This window comes from Hymenobacter sp. (genome assembly GCF_036388155.1).
Taxonomy (GTDB): domain Bacteria; phylum Bacteroidota; class Bacteroidia; order Cytophagales; family Hymenobacteraceae; genus Hymenobacter.
Genome location: NZ_DASVSI010000180.1, coordinates 1 through 20,143, shown reverse-complemented (window position 1 = coordinate 20,143; position 20,143 = coordinate 1). Strand labels below are relative to the sequence as shown.

Sequence of the window (20,143 nt, the reverse complement as noted above, 5' to 3'; positions counted from 1 at the left end):
CGTGCTTTGACTGATTAGTGGTAGCGGGCGAGACGCTTCGCTGCGCGCTGCATGACCGGTTGCTGGGCAATGCTGTAACTACTCACTCCACGGCCAGCTCGCCGCGGGCGCGCAGCACTTCCACCTTGCTCGTGAGTACTTGAAACAGGGCCACGTTGTAGGTTAACTCGGCAGAGCGCAGGGTGGTTTGGGCCACCAGCACGTCGAGGTAGGGCTTGATGCCTTCGCGGTATTGCAGGTTCACAACGTCGAACACCTCGCGGGCTAGTGCCAGGTTTTGCTTGCCGTATTGGTAGTCGGCGTAGAAGCCTTTGTAGGTGGCCAAGGCTTGCTCGAATTCGGTGTTGATTTGGTTGCGGGTGGCGGTCACGTCTTCATCAAGCCGCTGGTCGAGCAGGCGGGCGCGGCGCAGGTTTTGGAGCCGGCGGCCGCCCTGCAGAATGGGCAGGCTGAGCTGCAAGCCGCCAAACGAGCTGGGAAAGCGCCGGCTGTACAAGTCACCCAGGTTGTCGTTCTGAAACACCGTGTTGTAGGTGCCATACGCGCCCACGGCCGGCAGAAAGCCCCAGCGGTAGTACCCAATCTGAGCCGACTGCAGCACCTTCTGCGTCTGCAGTAGCTTTATCTCCAGGCGGTTGGTGGGCTCCACGCCGGCGGTGGTGTCCAAGGCCGCGTCCAACTCCAGCCGCACCGAGTCGTAGTTCAGCGTGAGCGGCTGCGTGCCCGACAGGCCCATCAACTCTTTGAGGCGGGCCAAGTTGCCCTTTACGCTTTCCTGTGCCTGCTTGCGGGCGGCACGGGACGTGTTGAGGGCGATTTCGGCCTGTTTATAGTCGATTTTGTCGTTGATGCCGGCTTCGTAGCGGGCGCGGGCGTCTTTCAGGCCGCGGCCCAGGCGCACAATGTCGGACTCGTACACGCGCACCTGCTGCAGGTTCAGCAGCACGTCATAGAAGCTGCGGCTCACGTCGGCCGCTAGGTTGGTGCGCACCAGGGCGGTGTTTTGGCGGGCGAATTCGCGGGAGGGGCGGGCCTGACGCCGCGCCAGCCACACATCCTGGTTGTAAATGGCCTGGTTACCGCTTAGGGTAAACGTCGACGTATTCTTGAGTCCGACCTGCCGGGGCGTCACGCCGCCTTGCTCGTTGGGTAGCACCACGAAGGGCAGTTGAAAGGCACGCTGGGCGTTGCCGGTGAGGCCTACTTGCGGCAGCCAGCCGGCCAGGCCGATGCGGATGTCGGCCTCGTTCACTTCCTCATCCAGTTTGGCCTGCCGCACCACGGGTTGGTTTTGCAGTGCGTAGCGCACGCATTCGGGCAGGGTGAGCGGGGCGGCGAATGAGGTAGTGGGCTGCGCAGTGGCCGGAGTTTGCCCGCTAAGCACCAGCAGCGCCCACATTACAATTGCCCCAATGCCTACACTCAATTTTCTCATGAACCACAGTGTGTTTGTTTCAACCACCCAGTGGCCACCTTCTTACCCCGGCGGTGCTGTTAAGGTTGCGCATGGGCTGCTTCCTCGTTAACCACTTAGCCGAATGGTGGTTTTTAGTAGCGAAGCGTGGCCGAGGCAACTTGCCGCAATGCAGCCATTACGCCGCTGTAGTGTACGATGGGCGCGAGCTCCCAAAAGTTGTACTCAGCGCAGTGTTTCTTGTCATTATCTTGCGGGCCCGGCGCCCGGCCGACTCATCTTTTCATTCCCGCGTATGAAAAAACTACTTCTTTCCGCCACACTTCTGCTAGCTGCCGCCGTGTCCCAGGCTCAGGACTTTCAGTACCAAACCCCGCCCAAGGCCCTTCAAGACATCTTGCTGGCCCCGCCCACTCCGCGCGTTAGCCTGTCGTCGGACGGCCGCGTGTTGGCGATGCTGCAAGTGCAGGACTTCCCCACGGTGGCCGAGCTGGCCCAGCCCGAGCTGCGCCTGGCCGGCCTGCGCATGAACCCCCGCACCAACGGCCAGAGCCGCGTGAGCTACGCCGTGGGCATCAAGCTCAAAACCCTGCCCAACGGCGCTGAAGTCGCTGTGAAAGGCCTGCCCGCCCAGGCCCGCATCAGCAGCGTGAACTGGTCGCCCGACAACAAAACCATGGCTTTCGCCCTCACCACGCCCGGCTCCGGCACCGACGGCCGCGTGGAACTGTGGGTGGCCGACGTGGCCAGCGCCAGCGCGCGCCGCCTGCTGGCCACGCCCCTCAACGACGCCTTTGGCAACTCGTTTGAATGGGTTTCGGACAACAAAACCATCCTGGCTTGCACCGTGCCCACGGGCCGCGGCCCAGCACCCGCCGCCGATGCCGCCCCGACCGGCCCGGCCGTGCAGGAAAGCGGCGGCGGCAAAAAAACCGCCGCTCCCACTTACCAGGACTTGCTGAAAAGCCCGACCGACGAGCGGCTGTTTGACTACTACGCCACTTCGCAGCTGGTGAAGGTGAACCTGGCCGACGGCGCCGCGCAGCCCATGGGCCAGCCCGGCGTGATTCAGTCGGCGTCGCCCTCGCCTGACGGCAAGTACGTGCTGGTGCGCACCCGCCATCGGCCCTATGCCTACACGCTGCCCATCAACCGGTTCCCGCAGCGCATCGACGTGCTGGACCTGGCCAGCGGCGCGCCGGTGAAAACCGTGGCCGACTTGCCCCTGGCCGATGCCGTGCCCATTGGCAACGACGCCGCCTCCTCCGGCCCACGCGGCCACGCCTGGCGCACCGACGTGCCCGCCACCATTTACTACGTGGAAGCTCAGGACGGCGGCAACCCCAAAACGAAGGCCGACATCCGCGACAAATTATTCACCATTGAGGCGCCGTTTACGGGCGCGCCCCAGGAGCTGGCGGCCCTGCCGCTGCGCTTCGGCGGCCTGAGCTGGGGCAATGGCCAACTGGCGCTGGTGGACGGCTACCGCTGGGCCGACCGTCACCAGACCACCTGGCAGGTAAACCCTAGCAAGCCAGCTGCGCCACTCACCGTGCTGTTCGACGGCTCGTCGGAGGACAAATACAAGGACCCCGGCACGCCCTACGAGCACCGCAACGCCCAGGGCAAATACGTGCTGCTCACGGGCGGCGCCATGAACCAGACCATCTACCTGACCGGCCAAGGCGCTTCGCCCGAAGGCGACCGCCCGTTTGTGGACGAGATGGACCTCATCACCAAGAAAACCGCCCGCTGGTGGCGCTCCCAAGCCCCAGTCTACGAGGTGCCAATGGCCATTGTGGACGCCAGCGGCAAGAAGCGCATGCTGCTCACCCGCCGCGAGTCGGTGACCCAGTCGCCGAACTACTACCTGCGCGACGCCACCAAAAAGGACAAGCTGACGGCCGTTACCAAGTTCCCGAATCCCTACGCGGCCTTCGGCGGCAGCTTCGCCAAGCAAGTGCTGAAGTACAAGCGCGCCGACGGCGTGGACCTCACCGCCAACCTCTACCTGCCGCCGAACTACAAGAAAAGCGACGGCCCTCTGCCCACGTTCATGTCGGCTTACCCGTTGGAATTCAAGGATAAAAGTACCGCTGGTCAGGTAACCGGTTCCCCATACACCTTCACGCGCATCGGTGGTGGTTCGCCGGTGTTTTGGGTAACGCAGGGCTACGCCGTACTGGAGAACGTGAGCGTGCCGATTGTGGGCGAGGGCACTAAAGACCCCAACGATACCTACATCGAGCAGCTGGTGAGCAGCGCTAAAGCCGCCATTGACGAGGGCGTCCGCATGGGCGTAGTCGACGCGGCCCGCGTGGGCGTGATGGGCCACAGCTACGGCGCCTTCATGACGGCCAACCTGCTGACGCACTCCAACTTGTTCAAGGCCGGCATTGCGCGCAGCGGCGCTTACAACCGCACCCTCACGCCCTACGGCTTTCAGGGCGAGGAGCGCAACTACTGGGAGGCGCCGGAGGTGTACAACACCATGTCGCCGTTCAACTACGCCAACAAAATCAAGACGCCCATTCTGCTCATTCACGGCGAGGCCGACAACAACACCGGCACCTACCCCATCCAGAGCGAGCGCTACTACGCCGCGCTGAAAGGCCAGGGCGCCACCGCCCGCTACGTAGTGCTGCCCGCCGAAGCCCACGGCTACGCCGCCCGCGAAAACCTCCTCCACGTGCTGTGGGAAACGAACGCGTGGCTGGAAAAGTACGTGAAGGCACCAACCCCGCCGCCGGCTAACTAAATGACCGTGCGCCACCAATGAGGTGGTAGATAAGCCCTTTAGAGGTGCAGCAACTGCCGTCGCGACCATTTGGGCGCGGCGGCAGTTGTGTTTGCGGGGCAATCCTAAGTGCACCAGGGCAGTCAGTTGTCAGTCCACAGGTGGCACTCTTAACCTAGCTGCGGACAAGTGTAGGATAGTACTAGCCGTATTTTCTTGCATCCCTATTCTCATAAAGCCATTCTAACCCCCTCATCTGTGGCACATTTTCTCATCATCGGCGCGGGCATGGGCGGCTTGGCTACTGCCCATGCGCTGCTGCGCGGCGGCCATTCGGTGCTGGTGTACGAGGCCGCCCCCGAGCTGCGCGAAGTAGGGGCCGGCCTCGTGCTGGGCGCCAACGCCATGCGCGCCTTGCAGCAGCTCGGGCTGCACGATGCCGTGCGCGCCCGCGGCACGGCCGTTACCAAAGTCAACCTGCTCGACCAGCGCGGCCGCCTGCTGCAAGCCGCCGACACCACGGGCTTCACCCAAAAGCTGGGGTTCGACAACGTTGGCATTCACCGGGCCACGCTGCAGCAGGTATTGCTCCGGCAGCTGCCGGCCGGCACGCTCGTGCTGGGCAAGCCATTCGGGCGGTTTGAGGAAACGCCAACCGGCATTGAAGCTCACTTTGCCGACGGCACCACGGCGGAGGCTGATTTTCTGATTGGGTCCGACGGCTTGCGCTCCCGGGTGCGCCGGCAGCTCCTGCCCGCAGCGCAGCCACGCTACGCGGGCTACACGTGCTGGCGGGCCGTGGTCGACGGTTCGGAATTAGGCCTGCCTGCGGGCGAGTCGAGCGAAGTATGGGGCGCGCACGGCCGGCGTTTCGGCTACGTGCCGGTGGGGGAGGGGCGCGTGTATTGGTTTGCCTGCCTCAACAGCGCCGCGCCGGACAATCCCGCCTTCCGCGCATTCCGGGTGGCCGATTTGCAGCGCGAGTTCGCGGCTTTTCCGGTACCCGTTTCCGGCCTGTTGCGCCTCACCCGCGACGCCCAGCTGCTGTGGAACGACATCCAGGACCTCAAACCCCTGCGCCACCTGGCCTACGGCCGCGTGCTGCTGCTCGGCGATGCCGGCCACGCCACCACGCCCAACCTGGGCCAGGGCGCCGGCATGGCCATCGAAGACGCAGCCGAGCTGGCCGCCTGCCTGGTGCCAACCGCTGACGTTGCGGCCTTCCGCCGCTTCGAGCAGCGCCGCCTGCCCCGCACCACGCGCATCGTGCGCACCTCCTGGAATCTGGGCCGGGTAGCGCAGCTGGAAAACCCATTCTTAACGAGCGTGCGCAACGCTGCCATGCGCCTGCTGCCAGCCTTCGTGAGCCGAAGCCAAATGGCCTGGCTATATAAGGTACGGCAATGAGTAGTGACCCGCGGAGAGTGGCCGCCTCCAAGAAGCTGCAGAATAGCTGCTGGAACGCAGTAGAGACGCAACATTTTGCGTCTCGTCGTTGAACGATGGTGAGAGGGTTAAGCGCGAACGATTTGCTAGCGGCGCGAACGGCGAGACGCAAAATGTTGCGTCTCTACTTCGTTTTGATTAACACAGACAGCGTATAAGACAGCTACTTTGATGCGTGCTCAGCACGGACGCCTACACGCCGCTCATCGAGAGCTTCGGGGTAGGAATGTAGAATTCTGCTAGAATCTTTGGTGCTATTTCGTTAGCCTTTTGGCTTGGTAAAGCTGTCTGAATCAATGAAAAATGGATAGTCGCGTGAGGCAGGGCGGCGCTACCGGGGTGAATGCGGCCCAATTTTTTAACACAGCTAGGCGGAACCTTTCACTAGGGCTTGGGCTTAGTGGCAGCAATTCAATTCCTGGTTTGCGTGGTCGCGGAGTTGTCAGCGTCGGTAAGCCGGGAAAATGGTGCCTCATTTCTTCTGGCGGTTTATGCTTAAATGCTTACGGTATTCGGTACAATCCTTACTAGTCCTTTCCAGCCTCGCCTTTTGGCCCACCCGCGCCGGGGCTGACGTGCCCGCCTGGCAGCCCCAGGCCAACACCCAGGAGTCGTTCGACACCGGCACCAAGGCCGACTACCCCGCTGCCACCGTGGCCCTGGGCACCGGCAACTGGACGCTGACCGACGCGGTGCTCGGCAGCACCGCCGCCGACCGCAAGCTGGGCACCCAGGCCGTGCGCCTGCAGCAAAATGGCCGGCTCACGATGGAGTTTTTCCTGCCCACGGGCGCCGGGTCCGTGACCGTGCAGCACGCCATTTACGGCACCGACGCCAGCAGCAGCTGGGAGCTGTGGGCCCAGGCCGCCTCGTGCAACTGCAACAAGTGGACGAAGGTGGGCAACACCGTTTTTACCACCACGGGCACTTTGCAGGCGGTTTCCTTCACGGTTAACATCACGGGCGGCGTCAAGTTTGAGATTCGCAAGACCTCGGGCGGCGCGGCGCGGCTGAACATCGACGACTTTGTCGTGACCGAATACGACGGCGCGGCCCCGCCGTCCATCGACAACGACAACCTGGCCCTGGGCAACCCCAGCGGCGCCACCACCGACATCAGCTTCCCCAACAACTACCTGCTGGTGAAGCCGCAGTTCGCCATCGGCTACAACCGCGACCAGGGCAAGCCCAACTGGGTGAGCTGGCACCTCGACATTTCGAACCGCGGCCCCAGCGACCGGCAGGACGACTTCCGGCCCGACCCGCAGCTGCCCGCCGGCTGGTACCAGGTGCAGTCCAACAGCTACGTGGGCACCGGCTTCGACCGCGGCCACAACTGCCCCAGCGCCGACCGTACCAGCTCCATCCCCGACAACTCGGCCACGTTCCTCATGACCAACATGATGCCGCAGGCCCCCAACAACAACCAGCAAACCTGGGGCGACCTGGAAGGGTACTGCCGCACCTTGCTGCCTAACAATGAGGTGTACATCGTCTGCGGCAGCTACGGCGTGGGCGGCACCGGCGACAACGGCTACATGACCACCATCGACCAAGGCCGCATCACGGTGCCCAACCGCACCTGGAAGGTGATAGTGGTGCTGCCCGTGGGCGACAACGACGTGTCCCGGATTTCGGCCAGCACCCGCGTCATCGCCGTGGACATGCCCAACTCCAACACCCTCAACCGCGACTGGGGCACCTACCGCACCTCGGTAGACGCCATCGAGGCAGTCACCGGCTACGACCTGCTGTCGGCGCTGCCCGTGAGCGTGCAAGCGGCCCTCGAATCGCAAGTTGACACCGGGCCGGTGCTGTAAGCGCCCGCCCTGCTATCCCATCGATTTTCGCGGCATTTTCTTTTTTTATGAAGCAGATTTCTAAGCACTGCGGGCTCTCCGCACGAGCCATTTTATTCCTTCACACGCTGGTCGGCGGTCTGTTTATCTCGGGTCTGGCGATAAATCCGTTTGCGGCCCAGGGCCAAGTGGTGCTGAGTAGCGCCGCGCCCAAGACCGAGAACTTCGACGGCATGGGCGCCAGCGGCACCGCCACGGCGCCCGCAGGCATTAGGCTCTCGGGTGAGGCGGCGCCAACTTTTGCCAGCCCCAACAACTACACCCAGACCACCGTTGCCTCCAACGGCGGCAGTACCAACGCCCAAAACATTTCGAGTGGGGGTACCTACAATTTCTTGTCGGGGGTGGGCTCAACCGACCGGGCCCTGGGCTTTCTGAACAGCGGCTCCTACGGCACGCCGCGCAGCATCATGCTGGCCGTTGCGAACAGCAGCGGCACCACGATTCAGGATTTGACGGTGCAGTTCAACCTGGAGAAGTACCGCTCGGGCAGCCGCGAATACAACTGGACCTTCTTCACTAGTCCCGACGGCACGACCTGGACGGCCCACACCACCGGCGCCCAGAACTACCCCGCCGACCCGAACAACACGGTGTACTACGCCCCACCGCTCACCGTCGCAAAGACCGTGTCGCTCCCCGGGGTGAACCTCGCCAATGGCACCACCTATTACCTGCGCTGGACTCAAACGGGCGTAGGCGGCAGCACGAATGGCCAAGCCGCGGGCCTCGACGACGTGACGCTGACCCCCACGCTGGCCGGTGGCACGCCCGCCGCCAGCATCGCCACCGGCGCGGTTGCGCCTGCTTCGTTCTGCCTCACGGCGGCGGGCAGTGCGCCCTTCAACGTAGCCTACAGCACCAGCAGTACGTTCACGGGCACCTACAAAGTGCAACTCTCCGACGCAACGGGCGCGTTTCCGGCCAGCACCACCGCGGGCATCATCGGCACGGGCAGCAGCTCGCCGATTTCGGCCACCATCCCGGCCGGCACGGCCGCGGGTACCAAGTACCGGGTGCGCGTCCTCAACGACGCGCCCATCACGTACGGCACCGATAACGGCGCCGACCTCAGCATCGGCCAGACGCCCGACGGCAACCCCGTTGCGGTGACGCCGGCCGCGGCCCAGTCGGTGGCTACCACCGGCACGGGCGCTACGCTCACGGCCACCGCGGCTGCTTCCTCCACCTTCGTTTGGCAGTACGGCAGTACCGCTACCGGGCCGTTCACCCCCATTGCCGGCGCCACAGCGGCCGCATATCAACTCAAGGGCGGTGATTTTCCGGGTGCGGGCACGTACTACGTCGTTGCGCAGGCCACCCTCACCAATGCCTGCGGCACGGCCACGGGCGTGAGCACGCCGGTTTCGGTGAACGTGACGACGCCCGTGGTTACCTCGGCCTTCAGCGTGTCGGCCACCAGCCTGCCCGATTTTAGCAACGTGGCGGTGGGCGCGGGTTCCCAAGCGAAAAGCTTTACGGTGAGCGGCACCAGCCTCACCGGCAACATCGTCATTACGCCCCCGGCGGGCTTTGAAATTCGCACCGGCGCCAACCCATTTGCCTGCTGCGCTATTGAGTTGGCCCCGGTGGGCGGCAACGTGCCCAGCACGACTATCGAGGTGCGTTTTGCGCCCACAGCGGCCCAGGGCGCCCAGGCTGCCATTCCGGTCACCAGTCCGGGCCTGCCCAACCAAGCCGTGGCCGTGTCCGGCACGGGCATCGATGCAGTGTATCCCGCCACGCTCGGCACCACGCCGGTTACCGACTTGGCAACTACCACGGCCACTGCGGGCGGCAACGTGACCCTCGACGGCGGCAGCGCCGTGACGGCCCGCGGCGTGATGTGGGCCAAAACGGCCAACCCCATCCTCAGCACCGCGCCCGGCGCCACCAAAACGGTTGACGGCGCCGGCACGGGCACTTTCAGCAGCGCCCTCACCGGGCTGGTGCCCGGTACCACGTACTTCGTGCGGGCCTACGCCACCAACGGCGTGAGCACGGCCTACGGCGACGAGCTTTCCTTCACGACGGTGGCCGTGCCCTTGGCCGCCGAGCCCACCACCCCGGCGGCGCTCACCGCCAGCCAGGTAACAGGCTCGTCCCTGGTGCTGAACCTAACCGGCGGCGACGGCGCCAAGCGCCTGGTAATTGCCCGCCTCGGCAGCCCCGTGGATGCGGCGCCGGTGGACGCCACCACCTACACCGCCAACTCGGAATTCGGTAAAGGCAGCAACCTGGGCCGGGGCAACTTCGTGGTGTACAGCGGCACTGCCAACGCGGACACCATCACCAATCTGCGCCCCAACACGAGCTACTACTTCTCGGTTTTCGCCTTCAGCGACAACAACACGCCTTACGCTGAGAACTACCTGACCACAACGCCGGGCACCCTGACGCAGGCCACCCCGGCCATTCCGCCCACCTTGCTGCTGGAGGAAAATTTCGTTTACACCGCCAGCTCGCTGCTGACGGCCAACGGCTGGACGGCCCACAGCGGCGGGGGCACCCGGCCCGTGGCCGTTACCACCAACGGCCTTTCCTACCCGGGCTACGGACCCAACAGCGGCAACGCTGCGGCCGTGGTAGCCAACGGCGAGGACGTGAACCGCACGTTTGACGCCGTGTACGCCCGCACGCCGGTGTACGCGTCGCTGCTCGTGAACGTGAGCAACGTGAACACCACGGGCGACTACTTTTTCCACCTGGGGCCGAAGGTCATTGGCAGCACGTTCCGCGGCCGCGTGTGGGTGAAGCGGGTGGGCACCACCAACAAAGTAGTGTTCGGCGTAGGTACTGGCTCAGGAGCCGCCGCTACCTACACCACCACGGAATACGATTTGAACGCCACGCACCTGTTGGTGCTGAAATACACCTTCGACGAAGCGGACAACACCAGCGAATTGTTCGTGAACCCCACCACCGATACCGAACCGGCTACGGCCTCGGCCCGGTCGGCCGAAACCGGCACCACGCCCGCAGCTCCCAACGACAACATTGGCGCCGTGGCCCTGCGCCAGGGCAGTGCGTCGCCAACGCTGCTGGTTGATGGCATTCGGGTGGGCACCACCTACCGCGTGGTGAAAACCGGCCTGACTTGCTTCCCGCCCGTGGCCTCGTTCACCGCAGCGCCGGTTTGCGTCGGCACGCCCACGGCCTTCGTCGATGCGTCGACTAACCTGGAGGCCAACGCCACCTACGCCTGGGACATCAACAACGACGGCACTACGGACTTCACCACCAAAGGCAACAGCAGCTACACCTACGCCGAGGCCGGCGTGTACACCGTCAAGCTCACCGTCACCCAGGGCACCTGTTCCGACAGCTTCACCCAGCAAGTGACGGTGCGGGCGCTGCCGACGGCCGCGCTGAGCGGCGACGCCACGGTTTGCACCGGCGAAACCGCCACCCTGACCTTGCGCCTCACGGGCACCGCGCCCTGGACCCTAAGCTACTCAGCCGATGGCGGCGCCACTTCGACACCTCTCACCGTTTCGGCCGCCCAGGTAAATGCCGCCGGCAACTACCTGCTGGCCGTGACGCCTACCGCGACCACTACCTATTCGTTGACGGCCCTCACGGACTCCACCACCTGCGTTGGCACTGCTCTGGCCGGCACCGCTACGGTCACCGTCACCACCCCGCCGGTCCTCACGGTGCCCACGGTTCCGACGGCGAACACCACCGCCACTGAGTGCGGTGCTTCGGTGGCCTTCGCGGCCGCGGCCACGGGCTCCCCGGCTCCAGTCGTCACCTATTCGATAGTGAAAGACGGGGCCGCCACGGCCATCGCCTCGCCGTTCTTCTTCCCCGTGGGCGCTACCACGGTCACCGCCACGGCCACCAACGGCTGCGGCACCGACACCGAAACGTTCGTCGTGACGGTGCAGGACAAGCAGGCGCCCACTGTGCTGACTCAAAACCTGACCGTGGCCCTGAGCGGTGGCACCGCCACCATCACCGCCGCCCAGGTCGACAACGGCAGCACCGACGCCTGCGGTATTGCGACCCTGGCGCTCAGCAAAACGACTTTCGATTGCGGCAACATCGGCGCCAACACCGTGACGTTGACCGTGACCGACATTCACGGCAACACGGCCACCCGCACGGCCACCGTCAACGTGACGGGCACCATCCCCGCGCCTACCATCACCGTTGCACCTACGTCGACGGTCTACACCGGCGGCGTGGCCCAGAACTTGTACCTCGGCTACGGCCCGCAGAGCGTGACGCTCACGGCTTCGGGGGGCGTGAGCTACCAGTGGAGCCCGGCGGCGGGCCTGAGCAATGCTGCCAGCGCGGCCCCGGTTTTCACGGCCACCACGCCGGGCACGTTCACCTTCACGGTTACCGCCACGAGTGCCTCGGGCTGCACCGCCACCCAGCGCGTGACCCTCCGGGTGATAGACGTGCGGTGCGGCAACAAGAACGACAAGGTCAGCCTCTGCCAAAAAGGTAAGCCCAAGTGCGTGTCATCCAGCGAAGTTGCCGACTACCTGAGGAACGGTAGCACCCTCGGCGACTGCTCGCCGTCGAAACCGAACGCGTTGGGTAGCGGCACGGCTCAGCGCAATGCTGCCCAAACCGCCGCAGCGACTACCCAGGTGTTCGAAGCCTATCCCAACCCCTTTACGGAGCGCACGCTGGTGCACTTCCGCGCCGCCAGCACGGGCCCGGCGCAGTTGGAACTCTACAACGCCGTGGGGCAAGTGGTGAAGACGTTCTACAACGGCGTCGCGCAGGAAGGCCAGGACTATGAGTTCACCCTCGACGGCGCCACCTTGCCGGCCGGCATGTACACCGGCCGCCTGCGGATGGACGGCAAAGTAGAAGTGCTGCGCCTGGTCTTGACCAAGTAAAAACAAAGTCTTGACTAAGTGAAACCGAACTCCGTTGGGACCAACCGCAAATAGTTGGCCCAACGGGGTTCGGTTTTTATACGCTTTAAGTCAACGACAGCGTTAGTCTCAGCAACTCGTTGGCAACCGGCAAGATGTCATTGCAGGAATGCAATCACACGGCGGAATGCGACATCGATTTTGTGCCCTGTTTTGGTAGAGCTTTTTTCCGTAAATCAGCACTCTTCACTTGATGAAATATCTTTCCGCCTTGTTGTTCGGATGCCTTGTTAGCTCCACCCCGTCGTTCGCGCAGGACTTGGTCAATTTGAAGGACCCAAATCAGAGCCAGCAAACTGCGCCGCCCCAAAGCGAAGCCGACAAAGTGTACACCTACGTGGAGCAAATGCCCCAACTGCCGGGCGGTGGCGGAAATAGCGCCATTGTGACGGCCATCCAACGCGCGACCAAATACCCGCCGTTGGCGCTGCGAAATCAGGTAGAAGGCCGCGTCTTCGTCAGCTTCGTTGTTACTTCCGTCGGTGACGTTACCAGCATTAGGTCCTGAAGGGCCTGGGGTCTGGCTTGGACGAGGAAACGGTTCGGGCTGTTGGTACTTTGCCGCGGTTCTTGCCCGGAAAGCAGAACGGCCGGCCGGTGAACGTAAGCTACACAGTGCCCATTACCTGGGAAATCCGTTAAGAACGCAGGATGGGCCTGATTGAAAGTGACGCGCTTTTATAGGCTTTCCTTCTGCCTCGCTCGCTGCGGGAAACCGTTTGGTTTTGGCGCCACACGTGGGCGGTAATGGCCGCGCGGTTAGCACGCCGCCGCTGCTTTACCCCTCCACATACAGCTTGGGCGCCGGCAGGTTGAATACATCCCGCAGGGCACGGCGGGCGGCGTAGTAGCCGCACATGCCGTGCACGCCCCCACCGGGCGGCGTGGCCGACGAGCACAAGTACAGCCCGCGCTGCGACGTGCGGTAGGGCGAAGCCCGCAGCACCGGCCGCGTAAACAGCTGGCTGATGTCGAGCTGGCCGCCGTTGATGTCGCCGCCCACATAGTTGGGGTTGTACTCTTCCATCTGGGCCGTGTCGAAGGTGTGGCGGGCCAGCACCCGCTCGCGGAAGCCCGGCGCGAAACGCTCGACTTGGTTCTCAATGGCGTCGGTCATGTTCACCCGGGAGCCGTTGGGTACGTGGCAGTAGGCCCAGGCCGTGTGCCGGCCCGCAGGCGCCCGGCTGGCGTCGAACAGGCTTTGCTGGGCCAGCAGCACGAAGGGCTTGGCCGGGTGCTGACCGCGGGCGGCGGCGCGCTCGCTAGCGTCAATCTCGGCCAGCGTGTTGCCGAGGTGCACGGTGCCGGCCTGGGCACATTCGGGGGCGGTAAAGGGAATGGGTTCGGCCAACGCCCAGTCGATTTTGTACACGCCCATGCCGTAGCGGTAGCGCCGCAGCTGCCACTTATAAATGCTGGAGAGACTATGCCCGGCAATCTGAAGGAGCTGGGCCGGTGTCACGTCAAAAAGCACGGCTCGGGCGGAAGGCAGTTGCGCCAGCGAGCGCACAAACGTCCCGGTTTCCACCTTGCCGCCCAGCGCCACAAAGTGCGCCACCAGCGCGTCGGCAATGGCTTGGGAGCCGCCCCGGGGCAGAGGCCAGCCGCCGCGGTGCGCCGCAATCAGGAGCACCAGGCCGATGGCCGATGTGGTGATATTGCTCAGCGGCTGAATGGCGTGGGCCGCCATGCCGGCCAGCAGGCCCTTGGCTTTTTCGCCCGCGAAACGTTTGGCCAGCAAGGTGGCCGGCAGCAAAGCGGGCAGGCCAAACCGGGCCATGTTCAGGGGGTGCTTGGGTACTTGCAGCGGGGCCAGCACGTCGCGCGAAATGCTGGGCCACTGCGTCACGAGTGGCCCCAGCAATTGCCGGTAGGCGTCCGCGTCAGGGCCCAGGGTGCGGCCGGTATCGACCAAGGAGGTCATGACGGCCGCGGCGGTGCCGTTGTCGAACGGATGCGCAGCGGCAACGAGCGGCGTGATGTATTCCAGCCCGTGCTGGGCCAGCGGCAACGTTTGGAAAAACGGCGAAGCCGCCGCCAGCGGGTGAATAGCCGAGCAGATGTCGTGGCGAAAACCGGGCAACGTCAGTTCGGCCGTGCGCAGGCCGCCCCCCAGCTCTTTCTTGCCTTCGAGCAGCAAGACCGACAAGCCCGTTTGCTGCAACGCAATGGCCGCCGCCAACCCATTGGGCCCGGAACCGACGACGACGGCATCATACGTAGGGTTACTCATGCGGAATCGGAAAGGGCTTGTTTAGGTAGGGGGCGTCAGGAAAAGCCGGCCTCCGGCGCAATGGTTTACGCAAAGTCCGCCGCCACCGCCGCTTCTGTCTGTACTTATAGCGGGTTCAAAATTCGAATGCCAGTGCCGGTCCGACGCTCTAAGCGTCCGACCGGTTGTTGCAAACACAATAGTCGGCCGGCCGTCGACCGGTAACCGGTCGGACGCCTAGGGCGTCGGACCAGCACCCAAACCGTCGCCGAAATAGCGCTAAAGCGTCATGGAGTTTCGCTAACAACTTCTTTATCCAGCTGAGCAGGACAGGAAGTTGACATTGCAGGCGCATGCTTAGGGCGCCCAGCCGGCACTCTGCAGGAACCGGACCAGGCGTGGGTCGTTGGCCGACAGCGCCGGCAGCCACACGTCGACGCGCGTACGGTTCCACCACAGCCCCTGGGGGTTGCCGGGCGGCGCAAACGTATACCGGTACCGAACGGCCCGGACGTAGCGCGGCGGCTGGTCGGGGAAGGGGTTGCCGGCAAACAAGCTCAGCACCCCCGGGTCGTTGTGCAGCAGCTTCCACACCAGATGCAGCGTCCAGGGATAGTCCGCGGGCGAGGCCATGGCGGCAAACCACATTTGCCAGTCCAGCCGCAGCTGGTAGGGCGCAATTTGGGGCGGTGGCTGGTCCAGGGCCACCGGCAAGCCTTTGTAGGGGTAGGCTTTCCAGACGGCGCTGTCGGTGGGGTTCTCGTCTAGCGTGCCCTCAAATACCACGTTCAGGCGTTCCTGGCCCACCGTGCCGAAGGCCCCGTAGGTGTTCACCAGGCCCAGCAGGTCGAAAGAGGTGTTCATGATTTGCCCGGGCGATACTAGGTTCAGGGCCGGCTGGATGCTGAGCAGGGCAATAACGGCCGTGACCACCCAGGCCGTGGCGCGCATGGCCTTCGATTCTTCGGCCGCGGCCGCCGCTTGCGCCGCTCGGCGTACCAGCCGCCGGGGCAGCAGCCGGGCCCAGAAGCCGTCGTCGAAGCACGCCAGCGCCGGCACAATGGTCAGCCAGTTCAGAAACGAGAGGTTGCCGCTGAGAATGATGTTGAGCTGAAACAGCACCATAACCACGCCCGCCACGTGGCGCGCAGCGCGCGGCCCGAAGGCAAAAAACGGCGCCACCAGCTCGGCCAGCCAGTTGAACCATACGCCCACTTTGAGCAAGGCATGCGGCATGAAATGGAACCACCGGCTCAGCGGCCCGGGAATGGGCTGGGTCTCGAAATGGTAGTAGAGGGCCGTGCCGTTGCGCCAGATTTCATCGCCCCGCAGCTTAATCAAGCCCGCCCCGAGCATGACGCGCACCACCAGCCACCGAAATAGCACGATGATGGGCAGGGGCGGGGCATAGCGCGGAAAAGGGCGCGCATCTAGCAGCGGGCAAAGAAAAATGGCCAGAAACCCGGTTTCCGTCAGCTGAATTTCCCAGCCGTAGCCGTACCACTCCTGGCCCACGTGCACGAAGGACAGGTACAGCACCCAGAGCGCCGCCAGCATCAAGCCGTTGGCAAAGCCCGCCACCACCACGCAGGAAAGCGCCAAGCCCACCCACGCGGCGCTCAGCAGCGCGGTGTCGGAATGCGAGAGCCAGAACAGCGACGGCAGGTGAGCAAAACCGGCGCCTTCGGAGCCCAGGGCCTGGCTGATTTGCTTGAGGTAAAGCCCCACGGGCAGCAGCCCGGTTGAGCCAATCAAGGGCACCACCTGATTGATGGCGACGAGGAAAGCCACGGCATAGAGCGCCCCCAACAAGCGCAGTAGCACGAAACGCGTGAGCCAGTAGGAGGGAGCAGTGCCCGGCGCAGGAGAAAGTTGCTGGAAGTCGCGGTCCATGGTGCTGTCACAAACGCCCGCCTGCCATCCCGACCACTGCGAAAATGGGGGCACGGCGGCCGTTGATTAAGAGGTATTGTCACCGCTTAGGACATGGAGTGCAGGCATTCCTGCGCACAAGGCAAAAGCAGCAAGTACCCTCAATACTTTAGGGTCTTCCACTTGGTTTATGTTGAGTTTACCCCGTGTAGGGTGCCAAACTGAACCGTGGTGTTATCTTTTTAATAAGGAAAAAGTCACTACACCCTTTCATAAACCCACTCACCATTTGTCCGTAAAAACTAGAATCTTGAAAGTGAGAAGTTGTATATTAGTAGAGGCTGTTTGATTCGAGTCATGCACTACAACCCCAAGCAATACCTGACCCGCCAGCAGCGCGCCCAACGGGAGCGGGGCTACATTCTTGCCGTTGCCGCAGCAATTGCCTCGCTCATTGCTGCTGGTCTGTTCCTGGGCTAATTTGCCTGTTCACACCTTCGGGCAGCACCAGCGCCTTTGGGGGTGTTAAATCGGGTTGGTGGTCGCCATCCCGCAAAAGGGCGTTTCGGGTGGGGTTGCAGCGCCCGGGCAGGTTTCGCGGAGCGTTCGCCGCGTTTCGTCGCAGTGCCAGGTCGCTTTGCTCCACGGTTTTTACTGAGCCGGAAAACGCCGCCGCGCTGTGCGGCCACGCGCCCAAGCCCGAGGATTAGGCCTGCTAACTTGTTGTCAACTTGTTGTTGCTAGGCTGTAAATAGCTATAAAATAACGCGCTACACGATTATTTAATCTATTGCGTAGCTGCAACACAGTAAATGACTAGATTTGGCTTCCGAGCTATAGCAGCGCGGGCATTGCAACATGAGAAAATGGATAACGCTGGGGCTGGGCATTGCCTTGGCAGGAACCACCACTTCGTTTCACGCCGCACCGGGTTGGGAGCCCCTGCTTGACAAAACGCTGAGCAAGTGGCGCACCTACGAGAGCTACCGCCACCAGTTGGGCTACACCGGCAAGCAGCCGCTCGATGCCCAGGGCCAGCCGCTGGCCCCCATCGGCTACGACAAGAACGAGGCAAACGTCTTCTCGGTGGTGATGCAGAACGGCGAGCCCGTGCTGCGCATCAGCGGCGAGATTTACGGCTGTGTGTTCACCAAGCGGGACTATGCCAACTACGACCTCAAGCTGAAGGTGAAGTGGGGCAGCAAAAAGTGGGTGCCGCGCCTGGACGAGCCCCGCGACAGCGGCATCCTCTACAACAGCCAGGGCGAGCCCGGCGTGGACTACTGGCACAGCTGGATGCTGAGCCAGGAATTCCAGGTGTCGGAATACCAGAAGGGCAACGCCATGGGCGACTTCTGGTGCATTGCCAATTCCACGGCCGACATTCGGGCCGCTTACGATGCCACCAAAGACACGCTCAAGTTCAACCCCACGGCCCCGCCGGTGGTCATGGGCAAAGAGGGCCGCAACTTCTGCCAGGCCGCGGCCAATTACGAGTCGCCGGCCGGGCAATGGACCGAGCTGGAGCTGATAAGCGTGAACGGCCAGAGCGTGCACATTGTGAACGGCCACGTGGTGCTGGCGCTGAATAACTCGGGCTACACCGCCGCCAACGGCGAGCGCCGGCCGCTCACCCGCGGCAAAATTCAGCTGCAGAGCGAGGCCGCCGAGGTGTTTTACAAAGACATCCTCATTAAGCCGCTCAAGGCCATGCCGGCCCAATACGCGAAGTATTTCAACTAACAGCCACTTAATGCCCGGGCGGAGCCGCTCGCCGCAACCAGTATGATTGTTATTGTCATGGGCGTTTCGGGGACCGGCAAAACCACCGTAGGCCAGCGGCTGGCCCAAGCAATGCAGCTGCCGTTTTACGACGCCGACGGTTTTCACTCGGCGGCCAACGTGGCGAAAATGCGCGGTGGCACCCCGCTCACCGACGCCGACCGGGCCGACTGGCTGGCAGCTCTATCCACGGGCCTCAGGGCATGGGAAGCGGCCGGCGGCGCCGTGCTGGCATGTTCGGCCCTGAAGGAAAAGTACCGCACCGTGCTGCAAGCCGCAGTGGCCGCGCCCATTCGCTGGGTGGTGCTGCACGGCGCGAAGGAGCTAATTGCCGGGCGGCTGCAGTCCCGGCCGGGCCACTACATGGGCGCGGTGCTCCTCGACTCGCAATTGGCCGCCTTCGAGATGCCGGCTTACGGGTTGCACCTATCCGTCGGGGTCCCGCTGGAGGCGCTGGTAGCGAACGCGCTGGCTTACCTGAAATCGTCTTCCATTGACCACGCTTCTGTTCACTAACAGCTACCCCGGCCGCCTCCCTGCATGACCCTACTCATCATCCTGCTGGCGGTGCTGGCGCTCATCGTCCTGAACAGTTGGGGCAAGATGAATGCTTTCCTGGCGTTTTTGCTGGTGACCATTCCGGCGGGGCTGGCCCTGGGGCTTTCGCCCCCGCAAGTGCTGGCCGCCGTGCAAAAGGGCCTGGGCGACACGCTGGGCTCGGTGGCGATGGTGGTGGTGCTGGGGGCGATGTTGGGCAAACTGGTGGCCGAAAGCGGCGCCGCCCAGCAAATCGCGGCCGTGCTGATGAATGCCTTCGGGCCGAAGAACATTCAGTGGACGATGATGACCACGGGCTTCATCATTGGCATCCCGCTGTTCTACAACGTGGGCTTCCTGCTGATGATACCGCTGATATTTTCGGTGGTGTACCAGTACCGGCTGCCGGCCGTGTACGTGGGCCTGCCGCTGCTGGCGTCGCTGTCGGTGCTGCACGGCTTCCTGCCGCCGCACCCGGCGCCCACGGCACTGGTCGCCCTGTTCCACGCCAACGTGGGGCTCACGTTTGTCTACGGGCTATTGGTGGCGCTGCCGGCCGTGGTCATTGCCGGGCCGCTATATGCGCGCACGCTGCGGGGCATCGTCACGGTGCCGCTAGCCGGGTTTGCCAGCGAGCCGCGGCCGGCCGAGGAACTGCCCGGCCGGTGGAACAGCTTTCTGTCGTCGCTGCTGCCAGTGCTGGTGCTGGCGGTAGTGCTGGGGCTGCAAGCCGTGCTGCCGGCCGGCAGCGCCGCGGCCCCGACCCTGGCTTTTCTGGCCGACCCCGGCATCGTGATGCTGCTATCGGTGCTGGTGGCTATGTTCAGCCTGGGCCGCGCGCAGGGCAAAAGCACCAGCGCCGTGATGGAAACCTACGGCGTGGCCATTCGCGACGTGGCCATGCTGCTGCTCATCATCGCGGGCGCCGGAGCCCTGAAAGAAGTGTTGGTGGCCAGCGGGGCCGGCCTGGCCATTGCGGCGGTGCTGGACGGCACGGGGCTGCCGCCGCTGGTGCTGGGCTGGCTGCTGGCGGGCATCATCCGGGTGTGCATTGGCTCGGCCACGGTGGCGGGGCTCACGGCGGCGGGCGTTATGCTGCCCACCCTGGCTCATTCCCCGGTGAATCCCAACCTGCTGGTGCTGGCCATTGGCGCAGGCAGCCTGCTGTTTTCGCATTTCAACGACAGCGGCTTCTGGCTGTTCAAAGAATACTTCAACCTGTCGGTGCGCGACACGTTGCGCTCGTGGTCGGTCATGGAAACCATCGTGTCGGTGGTGGGCCTGCTGGGCGTATTGTTGCTCGATTGGGCACTGCCGCTGGTGGCGCCCAGCTTGGCCAGCTTGTAGCCATAGGCCGCCGGTCCGCCCGCCCTAGGCGGGCCGACC

Annotated in this window: 13 protein-coding genes; 10 read left to right on the top strand and 3 right to left on the bottom strand. The window is 63.9% G+C overall.

The genetic code is table 11. The annotated features are described in order from the left end of the window. Positions 1-82 precede the first annotated feature (82 nt). Positions 83-1,435, bottom strand: a complete 1,353-nt coding sequence (locus VF629_RS25240) for a TolC family protein (protein ID WP_331061293.1) — start codon at positions 1,433-1,435, stop codon at positions 83-85. Between the two features lie 274 nt (positions 1,436-1,709). Here VF629_RS25240 and VF629_RS25235 point away from each other — a divergent pair, with 274 nt between their 5' ends. From VF629_RS25235 to VF629_RS25870, 6 genes are all read left to right on the top strand, one after another. Beyond that, on the top strand, positions 1,710-4,172 hold the full coding sequence (locus tag VF629_RS25235) for a S9 family peptidase (RefSeq protein WP_331061292.1): 2,463 nt from the start codon (positions 1,710-1,712) through the stop codon (positions 4,170-4,172). A 237-nt stretch (positions 4,173-4,409) separates the two neighbouring features. Beyond that, positions 4,410-5,558 carry an FAD-dependent monooxygenase gene (locus tag VF629_RS25230; RefSeq protein ID WP_331061291.1) on the top strand — a complete coding sequence of 383 codons (1,149 nt, stop codon included), beginning with the start codon at positions 4,410-4,412 and terminating at the stop codon, positions 5,556-5,558. Between the two features lie 530 nt (positions 5,559-6,088). Continuing rightward, a complete protein-coding gene (locus VF629_RS25225; protein ID WP_331061290.1) occupies positions 6,089-7,417 on the top strand; it encodes a DNA/RNA non-specific endonuclease in 1,329 nt (442 codons plus the stop codon). 47 nt (positions 7,418-7,464) lie between these two features. Continuing rightward, complete coding sequence (locus VF629_RS25220) at positions 7,465-12,315, top strand: T9SS type A sorting domain-containing protein (protein WP_331061289.1); 4,851 nt, start codon at positions 7,465-7,467, stop codon at positions 12,313-12,315. A 232-nt stretch (positions 12,316-12,547) separates the two neighbouring features. Then, positions 12,548-12,862, top strand: coding sequence for an energy transducer TonB (locus VF629_RS25215; protein ID WP_331061288.1), 315 nt, complete (start codon positions 12,548-12,550; stop codon positions 12,860-12,862). A gap of 17 nt (positions 12,863-12,879) precedes the next feature. After that, positions 12,880-12,996 carry an energy transducer TonB gene (locus VF629_RS25870; protein WP_414653937.1) on the top strand — a complete coding sequence of 39 codons (117 nt, stop codon included), beginning with the start codon at positions 12,880-12,882 and terminating at the stop codon, positions 12,994-12,996. Between the two features lie 136 nt (positions 12,997-13,132). Here the strand turns inward: VF629_RS25870 and VF629_RS25210 are convergent, their stop codons facing one another. Beyond that, positions 13,133-14,587: an NAD(P)/FAD-dependent oxidoreductase gene (locus tag VF629_RS25210; protein ID WP_331061287.1), complete on the bottom strand. Its 1,455-nt coding sequence runs from the start codon at positions 14,585-14,587 to the stop codon at positions 13,133-13,135. Positions 14,588-14,923: 336 nt separating this feature from the next. Then, complete coding sequence (locus VF629_RS25205) at positions 14,924-16,513, bottom strand: lipase maturation factor family protein (protein ID WP_331061286.1); 1,590 nt, start codon at positions 16,511-16,513, stop codon at positions 14,924-14,926. Positions 16,514-16,783: 270 nt separating this feature from the next. Between VF629_RS25205 and VF629_RS25200 the strand changes: the two genes are divergently transcribed. The 4 genes from VF629_RS25200 (at position 16,784) to VF629_RS25185 (ending at position 20,104) form a co-directional block, all read left to right on the top strand. Beyond that, entirely contained in the window at positions 16,784-16,918 is a 135-nt protein-coding gene (locus tag VF629_RS25200; protein WP_331061285.1) for a hypothetical protein, read from the top strand. 378 nt (positions 16,919-17,296) lie between these two features. Further along, positions 17,297-18,181 (top strand): DUF1080 domain-containing protein, encoded by an 885-nt coding sequence (locus tag VF629_RS25195; RefSeq protein ID WP_331061284.1) that lies wholly within the window; start codon positions 17,297-17,299, stop codon positions 18,179-18,181. A 42-nt stretch (positions 18,182-18,223) separates the two neighbouring features. Continuing rightward, the gene (locus tag VF629_RS25190; protein ID WP_331061283.1) at positions 18,224-18,736 is read left to right on the top strand and encodes a gluconokinase; all 513 of its coding nucleotides are present in this window, start codon (positions 18,224-18,226) and stop codon (positions 18,734-18,736) included. A gap of 24 nt (positions 18,737-18,760) precedes the next feature. After that, a complete protein-coding gene (locus tag VF629_RS25185; RefSeq protein WP_331061282.1) occupies positions 18,761-20,104 on the top strand; it encodes a gluconate:H+ symporter in 1,344 nt (447 codons plus the stop codon). The last annotated feature ends 39 nt before the right edge of the window (positions 20,105-20,143 follow it).

Bases quoted from the DNA above. Each gene is read 5' to 3' on its own strand.
- VF629_RS25190 (WP_331061283.1), top strand. From the start codon at position 18,224: ATGATTGTTATTGTCATGGGCGTTTCGGGGACCGGCAAAACCACCGTA.
- VF629_RS25210 (WP_331061287.1), bottom strand. From the start codon at position 14,587: ATGAGTAACCCTACGTATGATGCCGTCGTCGTCGGTTCCGGGCCCAAT.
- VF629_RS25185 (WP_331061282.1), top strand. From the start codon at position 18,761: ATGACCCTACTCATCATCCTGCTGGCGGTGCTGGCGCTCATCGTCCTG.
- VF629_RS25235 (WP_331061292.1), top strand. From the start codon at position 1,710: ATGAAAAAACTACTTCTTTCCGCCACACTTCTGCTAGCTGCCGCCGTG.
- VF629_RS25195 (WP_331061284.1), top strand. From the start codon at position 17,297: ATGAGAAAATGGATAACGCTGGGGCTGGGCATTGCCTTGGCAGGAACC.
- VF629_RS25240 (WP_331061293.1), bottom strand. From the start codon at position 1,435: ATGAGAAAATTGAGTGTAGGCATTGGGGCAATTGTAATGTGGGCGCTG.
- VF629_RS25225 (WP_331061290.1), top strand. From the start codon at position 6,089: ATGCTTAAATGCTTACGGTATTCGGTACAATCCTTACTAGTCCTTTCC.
- VF629_RS25220 (WP_331061289.1), top strand. From the start codon at position 7,465: ATGAAGCAGATTTCTAAGCACTGCGGGCTCTCCGCACGAGCCATTTTA.
- VF629_RS25215 (WP_331061288.1), top strand. From the start codon at position 12,548: ATGAAATATCTTTCCGCCTTGTTGTTCGGATGCCTTGTTAGCTCCACC.